Genomic DNA, 12,773 nt, shown 5'->3' on the forward strand with positions numbered 1-12,773 from the left:
GACCGCCTCAGTCGTTGTGGCGCTCCCATGGAGTATCTGTCCCATAGCGCATCCTTCCATTGCTGGCTGAATAATGCACCATCAAAGCCTGGGATAAAACAGGTAGGCGCCATCCCCCCGAGAAGACCCGTCACCCTGAACGCGTTTCAGGGTCCATACGGCGGTTCAGCGGCACTGCCGCATGGATGCTGAAACAAGTTCAGCAAGACAGGGTTAGTGAAACGAAGACGGGCGGAACGCTGATCGGCGTTAATTCAGCCGCTCCACCGCAAGCGCCGTTGCTTCGCCGCCGCCGATGCAGAGGCTGGCGACGCCCTTGGTGAGGCCTGCGTCGCGCAGCGCGCCGAGCAGTGTGACGATGACGCGTGCGCCGCTGGCGCCGATCGGGTGGCCGAGCGCGCAGGCGCCGCCGTGGACGTTCACCTTGTCCTCGTCGAGCCCGAGGTCGCGGATCGCCGCCATGGCGACCACGGCGAACGCCTCGTTGATCTCGAAGCGGTCCACGTCGGCGGCGGACCAGCCGACCTTCTTGAGCAGCTTTTCGATGGCGAACACCGGCGCGGTGGTGAACCATGCCGGGGCCTGCGCGTGCGTCGCGTGGCCGAGGATGCGGGCGATCGGCGTGAGGCCGCGCGCCTTGGCGGTCGATTCGCGCATCAGCACGAGCGCCGCCGCGCCGTCGGAAATCGAAGAGCTGTTCGCCGCCGTCACCGTGCCGTCTTTCGCAAACGCCGGTTTCAGCGTGGGGATCTTGTCGAGCTTCGCCTTGCCGGGCTGTTCATCGATGCTGACCGTCACGTCGCCGCCGCGCCCCGAGACGGTGACCGGCACGATCTCGCCCGCGAACTTGCCGTTTGCGATGGCGGCCTGCGCGCGCGTCGTCGATCGCACGGCGTAGGCGTCCTGCGCTTCGCGCGTGAACTGGTAGTGGCGCGCGGTTTCCTCCGCGAACGTGCCCATCGCGCGGCCCTTGTCGTAGGCGTCTTCAAGGCCGTCGAGGAACATGTGGTCCTTCACCTCGCCGTGGCCCATGCGGAATCCGCCGCGCGCCTTGGGCAGCAGGTACGGCGCGTTCGTCATCGATTCCATGCCGCCCGCGACCATGATGTCCGCGCTGCCCGCCAGGATGATGTCGTGCGCGTCCATCGTGGCCTTCATGCCCGATCCGCACATCTTGTTGATCGTGGTCGCGCCCACGCCCTCGGGCATGCCCGCGCCGAACAGCGCCTGACGCGCCGGGGCCTGGCCCTGGCCGGCGCCGAGCACATTGCCCATGATGACCTGATCGACATCGTCGCCCGCGATGCCCGCCTCTTCAAGCGCCGCGCGAATGGCGGCGCTGCCGAGCTGACTGGCGGTGAGCCCTGAAAAATCGCCCTGAAAACCGCCCATTGGGGTGCGCTTGGCGCCGACGATGACGATGGGATCCATGATGCTACTCCTTGTTCGTTCCGGTCAGCGCGAGGCCCGAAAGCGGGTGCGCGCCGGCGACATTGTTTTCCCAGCCCGTCACGCGCGGCGACACCAGCGACCATCGGATCGGCGACAGGACGGCTATCAGCGGCGCATCCTCGGAGATGATCCTGTTCGCGCGCCGTTGCAGCTGGATGCGCGTGCCGGGATCGTCCTCGGTGGCCGCGTCGGCGAGTAACTGGTCAACTGCAGGGTTGCAATAGCCGCCGAGGCGCACCGCGCATGTGAACGGCTGCAGGAACGTGTCGGCGATCGGCGCGCGCGCGATGCGTTCGACCACGGCAAGCTCGAAATCGCCCTTTTCGATGGCGCGGCGGTGCGAAAGCGGCCCGCGCGCATAGGCCTTCACGCGCACGCCGATGGCGGCCCATGAATTGCTGATCGCGGCCAGCAGGTCGGCATGCTCGCGGCCGTGAGGAATCGCGACCGACAGCGTCAGCGGCTGATCGAACGTATAGCCTGCCTCGGCGAGCAGCCGAACCGCCTCGCTCTCGCGCGCGTCGGGTGTCCATCCCGCCCAGTCGCCCGCGCTTCCGGCGTAAGCATCGGGCAAAGTCGGCGGCAGCGCCGAATACGAGGCCTGCAGACCCGCGACGCCGAACAGGCGCGAGAGGATCGCGGCGCGATCGAACGACATCGCAAGCGCACGCCGCACGCGCACGTCGGCGAGCGGACCGGCGCTCGTGCGCGCCAGATAGAAATACAGGCCCCACGTCGGCTCCAGCCGCAGCGCCCGCGAATCGCTGGACCGCGCCGCGCGAAGCCCTGCAAGGCGGCCGCCGCTGACGATATCGAGTTCGCCCGCGCTGAACCGCCGGATCGCGCTTTCCGCTTCCAGGCGGGAAAGCTCCGCCCCCGCGAGCGAAACCGTGTCCGCCGCATAATAGGTGCTGTTCTTGACCAGCAGCAGCGTGCCCGCCGCGTCCTCGGGCTCGTCAGCCTTCGCGAACGCCCCCGAAGCGGGCGGAGACTTGCCGGCGCGGACGATCGCCGCCGCCGGGTCGGCGAGCAACTGGAGCAGGGCGGGCTCGGGCTTGGCGAGCGTGACGACCACCGTATCGGGGCGCGGATCGGTGACGCCCAGCATGCGCGCGGGGCGGCGATTGGCGGCGATGAGCGCGGCATTTTTTATCATCATCAGCTCGTCGCGCAGCGGATTCGCGGAGCCGGGGCTCACGATGCGGCGTATCACCGCCACGACGTCGCCGGAGGTGAGCCTGCGCCCATCGGCCCAGTAAGCCTCGCGCAGCTTGAACACGTAGGTGAGGCCGTCGTCGCTGACCCGCCAGCTGAGCGCCAGCGACGGAACCACGCGCCCGCTCGGCTCCAGCGTGGTGAGGCCGATATGCATCGCGCGCGCCGCGGCCTTTTCGCGCCCGTCGTCGGGAACGAGGCTGGCGCCGTCGTCGGTCACGAAGGCCATGCGCAGCCGGCTTTCGCTGTCGTCGTCCGCCGAGCGTTCGCAACCGCCGAGCGCGAGCAGCGCAAATGCGAGGCAGCCGGATATCCAGGAAAGACGGGTCATCGCCTTGGTCTAGACCAGCAGTGTGGCAATTTCAGCCACGAGTTTCCGTTTTCGTCACGAATCTGACCCGCAGGCGCGCTAGGCTTGGAGTCTCGAAGCACGGAGCGGCCTGCCGCTTTCGTGCTGCGGTTCCCCCAAACCGACTTTCCCGGCGGCGCAGAAATGCGCTGCCGGTTCTTTCGCGCGCCTGCCGCGACGGCGCGATTGCATGGCGCGCCGCGCGTCGGTAAGCCTTGCATTCACCATGCCAAGTCACCTCTCCCGCGCGCCCGCGCACGATATACTGACGCTTATCGGCGGTACGCCGCTTGTTCGCCTGCGCGGCCCCTCGCAGCGCACCGGCTGCACCATCCTCGGCAAGTGCGAGTTCCTCAACCCCGGCGGATCGGTGAAAGACCGCGCGGCGCTCTACATGATCGAGGCCGCCGAGCGCGAAGGCCGCCTGAAACCCGGCGGCATCGTCGTCGAAGGCACGGCGGGAAACACCGGCATCGGGCTCGCCGTGGTGGCGAACGCCAAGGGGTATCGCACGATCATCGTGATGCCTTCGAATCAATCGACGGAAAAGATGGCGACGCTGCGCGGGCTGGGCGCGGAGCTGGTGCTGGTGCCGCCCACGAAATACGCCGATCCCGAGCATTTCCAGCACCGTTCGCGGCGCATCGCCGAGGAAACCCCCGGCGCGATCTGGGCGGGGCAGTTCGACAATCTCGCGAACCGGCAGGCGCATATCGAAACCACCGCAGAGGAAATCTGGGCGGATACCGGCGGCGCGGTGGACGGCTTCACCTGCGCGGTGGGCACCGGCGGCACGCTGGCGGGCACCGCGATGGGCCTGAAGGCGAAGAACCCCGATATCCGCATCGCGCTCACCGATCCCCACGGCGCGGCGATGTATTCGTGGTTTGCGCGCGGCGTTCTGGAATCCGAAGGCGCGTCGCTCGCCGAAGGCATCGGGCAGGGGCGGGTTACAGCCAATATCGAGGGCGCGCCCGTCGATACGCAGTTCCGCGTCAGCGACGAGGATGCGCTGCGCGTGATCCATGCGCTTTTGATCGAGGAAGGCCTCAGCCTGGGGCTGTCTTCGGGCATCAATATCGTCGGCGCGGAATTGCTCGCGGCGGAGATGGGGCCGGGTCACACGATCGTCACCGTGCTCTGCGATTCGGGGCTGCGCTATCTCTCCAGCCTCTACAATCCGGCCTGGCTGAACGAAAAAGGCCTGCCCGTGCCGGACTGGCTTTCCAGGCCGTGATACCCTGATGAGCACGATCGTCCGCTTCGACAATGTCGGCCTGCGCTACGGCACGGGCGCGGAGGTGCTGCGCGACATCGGCTTCCGGCTCGAAACCGGGGCGTTCATGTTTCTCGTGGGCTCTTCGGGTGCGGGCAAGACCTCGCTGCTGCGGCTGCTCTACCTTGCGCAGCGCCCGTCGCGCGGGCGTATCGACATGTTCGGGCGCGACATCACCAGCCTGCCGCGCACCGCGCTTCCGGCGCTGCGCCGCCGCATCGGCGTGGTGCTTCAGGATTTCCGGCTGATCGAACACCTCACCGCGTTCGACAATATCGCACTGCCGCTGCGCATCGCGGGCGTCCACGAGGCGGAGGTGAAGGCGCATGTCGATGAGCTGATGGCGTGGGTCGGCCTCGCGGAGCGCCGCGATGCGCGCCCTGCGGTGCTCTCGGGCGGCGAACAGCAGCGCGTCGCCATTGCGCGCGCCGTGATCGCGCGGCCCGATATCCTGCTCGCCGACGAACCCACGGGCAACGTCGATCCGGACATGGCGGGGCGGCTGCTGCATCTGTTCCACGAACTCAACCGCCTCGGCACGACCGTGGTGGTGGCGACGCACGCGCTGCACCTGATGTCGCGCGTGCCCTCGGCGATCACGCTGCGGCTCGATCGCGGCGAGATGCTCGATCCGATGGGCGTGCTGCGCCATCCTCCAGAGCCCGTCGAGGCCGCGTGATCGCCTGGCTGCAGCCGCGCGCGCAGCGCTACCGCTTCCTGCCCGAAGGACGCTGGGTGGGCGGCGCCCTGCCGTGGATCATCGGCATGATGACCTTCCTCGCCACGCTGGCGCTTGCCGGGGGGATGTCGCTTTCAAACGGCGCTGCGGCGCTCACCGGCGGGCTTTCGCGCAGCTTCACGGTGCAGATCGTGGAGCCCAACCCCGATCTCAAGCGCGAACAGACGGCGGCGATCGCTGCGCTGTTGCGCGCCCGCGCGGATGTGACCGACGTTGTCGTGCTCGGCGACGAAGAGCTTCGCGCGCTGGTCGAACCGTGGCTCGGTTCGGGCAACATCGGCGAAGACCTGCCGCTTCCCGCGATGATCGATGCGCGCTGGAAGGCCGGTACGGGCGATACGGCGGTGATCGGCGACGCGGTGCGCCCGCTCGCCCCGACGGCGCGAATCGACACGCATGCGCAGTGGTTCCGTCCGCTCGCGGGTGTGATCGAGGTGCTGAAATGGCTTGCCGTCTCGATCGGCGTGCTCGTCGTCGCCACGACGGCGGCGATCGTGGCGCTGTCGGTACGCGCGGCGCTCAGCACGCACGGGCCGACGATCGAGACGCTGCACATCATGGGCGCGGAAGACCGCACCGTCGCCGCGCTGTTCGAGTATCGCTACGCCATCCAGGGGCTTACGGGCAGCCTGATCGGCGCGCTCGCCGGTGTCGGGGTGATCGTCTTCATCGGCAATCTGCTGGGGCAGTTCGGCGGCGGCCTTGCCGGGGAAATCAGCCTGTCGCCGCTCGGCTGGACAGCGCTTGCCGCCGTGCCGCTGCTCGTCGCGCTGCTCACGATCATGACGGTGCGCGTCACCGTGGGGCGCAGGTTGAAACAGCAGCTATGATCGCCATTCTCGTGCGCTCCGCCATGCTGCTCGCGCTGGCATGGATCGCGGGTTTCGTTCTGTTCGTGCTGAGCCTGCCCGAACCCGCGCCGGATCATCTCCGCACCGAGGGCATCGTCGTGCTGACCGGCGGGCCCGGACGCATCGCGCGCGGCGTCGATCTTCTGCGCGCCGGAAAGGCGGACCGGCTGCTCATCTCCGGCGTCGACACGAGCGTGCGGCCGATCGAACTGGCCGTGGAGCTCGACGTGCCGGCGAGCGTCTTCGAATGCTGCATCGATCTGGGCAAGGAGGCGGCCGACACACGCGGCAACGGCGAGGAGATCGCGGCGTGGGTGAAGCGGCACGATTACAAATCGGTGCGTCTCGTCACCTCGCAGTTCCATGTCGCGCGCGCGACGGCGGAAGCGCGCGCGCGCATCGGGGCGGGGATCACGCTCGTGCCCGACGCGGTGCCCGCGCGTCTGTCCGCGCGTCTGCTCGCGGTTGAATACAGCAAGTTCCTGTTCCGGCGCCTGCTGCTGCTGATGGGTGAAGCCTGATGATTGTGCTGCGTTCGCTTGCCTTTGCGCTGGTTTTCTACGTGGTCGGCGCGCTTCTCGTGATCGTCGCGGGGCTTCAGGCGCTCGTTTCGCGCCGCGCCGCGCACGACGGCGCCCGGCGCTGGTCGGCGTTCTTCCTGTGGTCGTCCTCGCGGATCGCGGGTGTGCGGCTGAAGGTCGTGGGCACGCAGCCCCAGGGCCCGGTGATCGTCGCGATGAAGCATCAGTCGGCCTACGAGACGATGGCGGCGCCGCGCCTGTTCCGCTGGCCTGCGGTGGTGATGAAGGCGGAGCTGATGCAGATTCCGGTCTGGGGCTGGGTCGCGCGTCGTCACGGCTCGATCCCGGTTGATCGCGAAGCCTCGGGGTCGGCGATGCGCACGATGCTGCGCGTTGCGGAGCAGGCGGTCGCGGAAGGCCGCGAGATCGTGATCTTCCCGGAAGGCACGCGCACGCCGGTGGGAGAGGCGCCGCCGCTGAAGCCCGGCGTGGCGGGGCTCTACAGGCTGATGAAGCTGCCCGTGGTGCCGGTCGCGCTCGATTCGGGAACGCTTTGGCCGCGTCGCGGGTTCTGGAAGCACCCCGGTACGATCACCATGCGCTTCGGCGAAACGATTCCGGCCGGGCTCGACCGCAAGACGTTTGAAGCGCGGCTCCACGCCGCGATCAACGAGGTGCCGTGATGCGTCGTCTGCCGTTCTGGGTGGCTGTGCTGCCGCTGCTTCTGGGGCTGGGCGCCTATTGGCTGTACTGGAATGGCGAGTCGAAGGCGTTCGGCGCGTTCGTTGCCGAGCGGCTGGGCGTGCCGGTGGCGATCGCAGGGTTCCCGTACCGTATCGAAATCCGTACCGAAGACATTGATATCCGAAGGCAAACCCGCGAGCTTTCGGTTGCGGTGCAGGCGTCGAAGATGGCCATCAATCGTCAGCCCTGGCGCACGGGCCATGCGGTGATCGAGGCGCAGGAGCCCCGGCTTCAGGTCGCGCTCGCCCGCTTTACCGGCATGCGTCTCGATATCGAAGCGCCGACGATGCTCGCGAGCATTCGGCGGCCGGGCGATACGCTGGAGCGCCTTTCGCTGCACTTCGGAACGGCGAAGGTGTGGCTTCCGTTCGCGGGCGGACCGTTCGACGCGACGGATTTCGAGCTGCATCTGCGCGAAACGCCGGACGCCGCGCCGCTGAGCCGGTCTCCGACGCTGCCGGTTCGGGCAGAGGCGCGGATCGCGGGCACGCTGACCCGCGCGGGAACCAGCCTTGGCCTCAACATTCCGCTGTTCGTGACGGCGCGCGGGCCGATCGCGTCGCTGGAAGGCTGGCGCAGCGGCGGCACCATCGAAGCGAAAGGCGCGCAGCTCCTTCTGGAAGAAAAGCCGCTCGCCGATATCGAGGCCACGCTGGCGCCGCTGCCCGACGGCCGCATCGCGGTTTCCGGCACGATCAGCAGCGAATGCCCGTTCACGGTGAAGGCGCTGCTCGAAGGCGGGGTTCCGGCAACCGAGTACCGCGCCCGCCGCGCGCGCACCATGACGCTGACCGGGGACAGCGCGGCCGGGCTCGTGGTCGGCGCGCCCGAAGGGGCTAGCGGTGGTCCCGTCCGAAGTCAGGAGCCGCCGTGTCCTGTCCTGCGTCGATGATCGTGCGGCGGATGTCGCGCGTGCGCGTGAACAGGTTGAACAGCGTATCGCCGTCGCCCCAGCGGATCGCGCGCTGAAGCGCGGTCAGGTCTTCGGTGAAGCGCTGCAGAACTTCGAGCACGGCATCCTTGTTGGCGAGGAAGACGTCGCGCCACATTTCCGGATGAGAGGCGGCGATGCGCGTGAAATCGCGGAAGCCGCCCGCTGAATATTTGATGACCTCCGATCGCGTCACGCCTTCCAGATCGGATGCGGTGCCCACGATCGAGTAGGCGATCAGGTGGGGAAGGTGGCTCGTCACCGCCAGCACCAGATCGTGGTGCTGGGGATCCATCATGTCGACCTTGCTGTCGAGCCGGCGCCAGAACTCGGCAAGCCGCTCGATCGCCGTCTCGTCCGTGCCGGGTAGCGGCGTCAGGATGCACCAGCGCTGGTGGAACAGCTCCGCGAACCCGGCGTCGGGACCGGATTTCTCGGTGCCCGCGACGGGATGCGCGGGGATGAAATGCACACGCTCCGGCAGCAAACCGGCAAGCGCCGCCACGCTGCCCTTCACCGAGCCGACATCGCTGACGACCGCGCCTTCGGGCAGGTCGGCGCGCAGCTCTTCGATCACCGCGCCCATCTGCCCCACCGGCACGCACAGCACCACGAGATCGGCATCGATCACGGCGGCGCCGGGCGTGTCGGCGACATCGTCGACGATGCCGAGTTCATCGACGCGCGCGCGGATTTCGGCGCTGCCGTCGTACCCGACGAGGCGAACCGTCGGCATGTGCAGCCGGACGGCACGCGCGAGCGACGAGCCGATCAGCCCGAGCCCGACGATGGCGACGCGGGAAAACGGCAGCATCAGGAGAGGAACGTGCGCAGCGCCGCGATCACGGCCTGCGTCTCGTCGTCGGACCCGATGGAGATGCGAAGCGCGTGGCCGAGGCCCTGGCCGGGCAGCCAGCGCGTGAGGAAACCGCGCTCGGTGAGCCAGGCGTTCGCCGCTTCCGCCGTGCAAGGCCCGCTTTCGGGGAATGTCACCAGCACGAAATTCGCAGCCGAGGGCACTGCGCGCAGCCCCTTGTTGCCCAGCGCCTCGATCGCCTCGACAAGCGCGGCGCGATTGCGCGTGTTCTCCGCGCGGCATTTCGCCACCCAGTCCTGATCGGCGAGCGCCGCGACCGCGCCTGCCTGCCCCGCGCTGGTCACGTTGAACGGGCCGCGTATGCGGTCCACCATGTCGATCACGCCCGGCGCGCCGTAGGCCCAGCCGACGCGCTCGGCGGCGAGGCCGTAGATTTTCGAGAAGGTGCGGGCCATCACGACGTTCGCGTGCACGCGGGCGAGCGCGGTGCCGTCGTCGTAGCCCGGCTCCTCGACATATTCCGCATAAGCCGAATCGATCACGAGCAGCACATGCGGCGGCAGCCCGGCGTGCAGGCGTTCAACCTCGCTCTGCGCGATCAGCGTGCCGGTGGGGTTGTTGGGGTTGGCGAGGTAGACGATCTTGGTCCGCTCCGTAACAGCGGCGAGCAGCGCATCGACATCGGCGGTATAGTCCGTGTCGGGCGCCGCAACCGGCGTCGCGCCCGCGCGCTCGGCCGCGATCGGGTAGACCATGAAGCCGTGGCGCACATACAGCACCTCGTCGCCCGGCCCCGCGTAGGCGAGCGCGATGCACTGGAGAATTTCGTCCGAGCCCGTGCCGCAGACGATGCGGTCCGCCTCGATCCCGTGCTGCGCGGCGATCGCTTCGCGAAGCACGTGGCTGCTGCCGTCCGGGTAGCGGTTGGCGCTGCCCACGGCGGCCCGCATCGCCTCGATCGCCAGCGGGCTCGCGCCCAGGGGGTTCTCGTTCGACGACAGCTTCACGAGCTTGACACCCGCTGCGGCCTTGGCGCGGCCGGGCACATACGCCTCGATGGCGCTGATCCAGGGCTTCGCGGTGGGGGCCTCAGTCATCGGTTTCCGGCTTTCTGCTTTCAGGTTCGATCGCGACGCGCATTGGACGATGCAGCGCGCGGTTGCAAGCGAACGCTGCTGAGTTTCGTATCAGCTGTGAAACCATCGATGAAACCAAATCCGCGATCCGCGCGTTGGCGCCGCAGTTGTAACAACAGGGAGATATGCCGTGGACAAAGGTAGCCGCACTATTGTGATCGTTGTGGCCGTGATCGTCCTGCTGGCCGTTCTGGGTTATGCCCTAGGCCTGTTCAACGTGAGTGCGACCGGCGACCTGAAGACGCCGGAAGTGAGCGTTTCAGGCGGCGAAATTCCGGAAGTTCAGGTCGAAACCGGCGAGATCGATATCGGAACGGAGAAGGCCACCGTTTCGGTTCCGGATGTCGACGTTACGACCGATGAAGTCGAGATCGATGTTCCGACCCTGGACATCAATCCGGCTGGAGACGACGGTAGCGCCAGGCAGTAAGCCCGGCTGCGCCGTCGAGCGCCCCGGCCGGAATCCCCCTCCGCCGGGGCGCTCAACATTTCAATCGCCACCCGCGAACATGGCCCGATGACCGCTGCGGCGCGATGCTTTATGCAGCGTCGTCATGGGCCTGAACCACCAACCCGAAGCCCCGCAAGGCGGGCCCATGGCCGCCGCGCTCGATGAAGCGCGCGCGGCGGCGGCGCGCGGCGAAGTGCCCGTCGGCGCGGTGATCGTCGATGCGGCAGGCATCGTGATCGCGGCGGACGGCAACCGCACGCGCGCGCTCTCCGATCCCACCGCGCATGCCGAAATGCTGGTGATCCGCGCCGCTGCGGCGCGCCTCGGCAGCGAACGTCTCACGCAGTGCGATCTTTACGTGACGCTGGAGCCTTGCCCGATGTGCGCGGCGGCGGTCAGCGCGGCGCGCATCCGGCGGCTCTATTACGGCGCGCCTGATCCCAAAAGCGGCGGCGTCGAGCACGGCCCGCGCATCTTCGCGGGGCCATCCTGCCATCACCGGCCGGAGGTTTATCCCGATATTGCGGCGTCGCCGTCCGCCGCACTGCTGCGCGCATTTTTTGCCGCGCGGCGTTAACACTCGCATCAGCTTTTGAGTCTAAGTCCCGATACAGGATAGATTTTTATCCTGTTCGAGGGTTCCGGAATGTAAGGGGTCGTCGCCGCAAGGGACGAGAGATGCTGTTCAAAAAAGTGCAAGGGTTCGTGGACAAGGCCAAAAAAGCCGACGACTTGCTCACCCTGACAAATCTAACGCAAGCCATCACTGAAGAGCTGGGTTTCGATTGCTTCGCATTGCTGCACTCGCCGCGGCAAAGCAGCGCTCCGGCCGAAAGCCTGCAGCTTACGACATATCCGGATCTCTGGATCGAAATGGTGCGCGATCGCGCCTACTGGGTCGATGATCCGGTGTTCGCGGCGTGCGAAATCGCGGTTGCGGGTTTCCCGTGGGCGCAGATCCCCGATCTCGTGGTGCTGAGCGAACGCCAGCGCGACGTGATGCGTCTGGCGCGGGAAGAAGGCCTTCTCGACGGCTTCACCGTTCCGATCCCCAAAGGCGGCACGACGGTCGGCCTGTGTTCCTTCGCGACGCGCCGGGAGCGCGGCGACGACCACTACGGCGCTGCCGCGGCGCAGTCGGTCGGCTGGTTCGCATCGGAGGCGGCCCGGCGGATCGCCGCGCACGAGCCCGCCCCATCGCCGCCCGCCGCCGCGCTGACCCCGCGCCAGCTCGATTGCATCGTGCTTTACGCGCGCGGCAAGAGCGATGCGGCGATGGCGCAGCTGCTCGGCATCAGTCCCCGCACATGCAACGAGCACATGGAGATCGCCAAACGCCGCTACGGCGTCGCGACACGCCAGCAACTGCTCGCGCGCGTCCTGTGGAACGGCCAGCTCAGCTTTGCGGATATTCTGGGCTGAGCGTTGATTTTCCGCACGCGCGACCGGATGCGATCCTCAACCTGCGGTGCGCCACTCGCCCCCGGCGTCCCGTTCGTAGCGAAACGTGAAGGTTTTGATGCGGCGCTCTTTGGCGATCACGGTGATCCGAACGCGGCCCGTATCCATGTCGGCAAGTTTGCCGCCTTTGACAAGGCGAAGCTCCCCCTGATTGCCGGATGGCGAACGCCATTCGCGTGTGCTGCCGACCTCGTCGTTGTCGAGCATCTCGCGGATCAGGGGCTGCACGGTTTCGATATCGCTTTGATGAAGCCCTTTCACGATCGCCGCGCGGCCCGTCTGAGCGCTTGCGGTGCCGGGAACGGCGAACGAAGCGATCAGGCAGGCCATCATCACAGTGAGTGCGGAGCGCATCCGTATTCCTCTCAATATAATCTCTAGAAACGGATACTCGCTCCTGCGAGCGGCCCGTGCATTTTTGCATTAAAGGTGAAGCCGTGCTTTGAATAGTCGATGTCCAGATGCCGGTATCCCGCAAGGATGCTGGTGCGCCCGCTTATATCGAGGCCGATCAGCGCGGAGATGTCGGTTACGAAATCCGATCCGCCGAAGCCCATCATGCCGGTGGCCGTTGCATGGACCCCGGACCCGAAATTGACCCTGGCTTTCAAACCGGACACGGCATCCAGCCAGTCCGCGCCTGTGCGGCCATCATAGGTGCGCGGCAGCGGAATGCCGGGAGGCAAAGGGATCGCATCGGGTATCGCGTATTGGATGCGGGTTGAAACCGACCAGTAGCTGTTTGATCCCAGGCTTTGATGGTGCATTATTCAGCCAGCAATGGAAGGATGCGCTATGGGACAGATACTCCATGGGAGCGCCACAACGAC

General features: G+C 67.3%; 15 protein-coding genes. 9 read left to right on the forward strand and 6 right to left on the reverse strand.

Features of this window, described 5'->3' with window-relative positions; translation table 11 throughout:
* Positions 1-249: 249 nt before the first annotated feature.
* Together GGQ98_RS17355 and GGQ98_RS17360 are read right to left on the reverse strand one after the other, a co-directional pair.
* On the reverse strand, positions 250-1,431 hold the full coding sequence (locus GGQ98_RS17355; RefSeq protein WP_184071804.1) for an acetyl-CoA C-acyltransferase: 1,182 nt from the start codon (positions 1,429-1,431) through the stop codon (positions 250-252).
* 4 nt (positions 1,432-1,435) lie between these two features.
* Entirely contained in the window at positions 1,436-2,998 is a 1,563-nt protein-coding gene (locus GGQ98_RS17360) for a peptide ABC transporter substrate-binding protein (protein WP_184071806.1), read from the reverse strand.
* 244 nt (positions 2,999-3,242) lie between these two features.
* Here GGQ98_RS17360 and GGQ98_RS17365 point away from each other — a divergent pair, with 244 nt between their 5' ends.
* Genes GGQ98_RS17365 through GGQ98_RS17390 form a run of 6 tightly spaced genes read left to right on the forward strand, consistent with a single transcriptional unit; the run spans position 3,243 to position 8,039 of the window.
* Entirely contained in the window at positions 3,243-4,253 is a 1,011-nt protein-coding gene (locus GGQ98_RS17365; protein WP_184071827.1) for a cysteine synthase A, read from the forward strand.
* Between the two features lie 7 nt (positions 4,254-4,260).
* Positions 4,261-4,971 carry a cell division ATP-binding protein FtsE gene (gene ftsE / locus GGQ98_RS17370; RefSeq protein WP_184071808.1) on the forward strand — a complete coding sequence of 237 codons (711 nt, stop codon included), beginning with the start codon at positions 4,261-4,263 and terminating at the stop codon, positions 4,969-4,971.
* The gene (locus GGQ98_RS17375) at positions 4,968-5,861 is read left to right on the forward strand and encodes a cell division protein FtsX (protein ID WP_184071809.1); all 894 of its coding nucleotides are present in this window, start codon (positions 4,968-4,970) and stop codon (positions 5,859-5,861) included. The genes ftsE and GGQ98_RS17375 overlap by 4 nt, the downstream gene beginning before the upstream one ends.
* Positions 5,858-6,403 carry a YdcF family protein gene (locus tag GGQ98_RS17380; protein WP_207791466.1) on the forward strand — a complete coding sequence of 182 codons (546 nt, stop codon included), beginning with the start codon at positions 5,858-5,860 and terminating at the stop codon, positions 6,401-6,403. Before GGQ98_RS17375 ends, GGQ98_RS17380 begins: the two co-directional genes overlap by 4 nt.
* Positions 6,403-7,086 carry a lysophospholipid acyltransferase family protein gene (locus GGQ98_RS17385; RefSeq protein WP_184071811.1) on the forward strand — a complete coding sequence of 228 codons (684 nt, stop codon included), beginning with the start codon at positions 6,403-6,405 and terminating at the stop codon, positions 7,084-7,086. The genes GGQ98_RS17380 and GGQ98_RS17385 overlap by 1 nt, the downstream gene beginning before the upstream one ends.
* Positions 7,086-8,039 (forward strand): DUF2125 domain-containing protein, encoded by a 954-nt coding sequence (locus GGQ98_RS17390; RefSeq protein ID WP_184071813.1) that lies wholly within the window; start codon positions 7,086-7,088, stop codon positions 8,037-8,039. The genes GGQ98_RS17385 and GGQ98_RS17390 overlap by 1 nt, the downstream gene beginning before the upstream one ends.
* On the opposite strand, the gene GGQ98_RS17395 is transcribed toward GGQ98_RS17390, so the two are convergent.
* On the reverse strand, positions 7,984-8,892 hold the full coding sequence (locus GGQ98_RS17395) for a prephenate/arogenate dehydrogenase family protein (RefSeq protein WP_184071815.1): 909 nt from the start codon (positions 8,890-8,892) through the stop codon (positions 7,984-7,986). The two genes, GGQ98_RS17390 and GGQ98_RS17395, sit on opposite strands and share 56 nt — an antisense overlap.
* Complete coding sequence (gene hisC / locus GGQ98_RS17400) at positions 8,892-9,992, reverse strand: histidinol-phosphate transaminase (RefSeq protein WP_184071817.1); 1,101 nt, start codon at positions 9,990-9,992, stop codon at positions 8,892-8,894. The genes GGQ98_RS17395 and hisC overlap by 1 nt, the downstream gene beginning before the upstream one ends.
* A 169-nt stretch (positions 9,993-10,161) precedes the next feature.
* Between hisC and GGQ98_RS17405 the strand changes: the two genes are divergently transcribed.
* The 3 genes from GGQ98_RS17405 (at position 10,162) to GGQ98_RS17415 (ending at position 11,904) form a co-directional block, all read left to right on the forward strand.
* The gene (locus tag GGQ98_RS17405; RefSeq protein ID WP_184071819.1) at positions 10,162-10,461 is read left to right on the forward strand and encodes a hypothetical protein; all 300 of its coding nucleotides are present in this window, start codon (positions 10,162-10,164) and stop codon (positions 10,459-10,461) included.
* A gap of 166 nt (positions 10,462-10,627) precedes the next feature.
* Positions 10,628-11,059: a nucleoside deaminase gene (locus tag GGQ98_RS17410; RefSeq protein WP_184071831.1), complete on the forward strand. Its 432-nt coding sequence runs from the start codon at positions 10,628-10,630 to the stop codon at positions 11,057-11,059.
* Positions 11,060-11,160: 101 nt separating this feature from the next.
* On the forward strand, positions 11,161-11,904 hold the full coding sequence (locus tag GGQ98_RS17415; RefSeq protein ID WP_184071821.1) for a helix-turn-helix transcriptional regulator: 744 nt from the start codon (positions 11,161-11,163) through the stop codon (positions 11,902-11,904).
* A gap of 36 nt (positions 11,905-11,940) precedes the next feature.
* Here GGQ98_RS17415 and GGQ98_RS17420 read toward each other — a convergent pair whose 3' ends face one another.
* Both GGQ98_RS17420 and GGQ98_RS17425 read right to left on the reverse strand, forming a co-directional pair.
* Positions 11,941-12,297 carry a hypothetical protein gene (locus GGQ98_RS17420; RefSeq protein ID WP_184071823.1) on the reverse strand — a complete coding sequence of 119 codons (357 nt, stop codon included), beginning with the start codon at positions 12,295-12,297 and terminating at the stop codon, positions 11,941-11,943.
* Positions 12,298-12,320: 23 nt separating this feature from the next.
* Positions 12,321-12,710, reverse strand: a complete 390-nt coding sequence (locus GGQ98_RS17425) for a porin family protein (protein ID WP_184071825.1) — start codon at positions 12,708-12,710, stop codon at positions 12,321-12,323.
* Between the last annotated feature and the right edge of the window lie 63 nt (positions 12,711-12,773).

It is taken from the genome of Sphingosinicella soli, from assembly GCF_014199685.1.
GTDB classification, from domain to species: Bacteria; Pseudomonadota; Alphaproteobacteria; order Sphingomonadales; family Sphingomonadaceae; genus Sphingosinicella; species Sphingosinicella soli.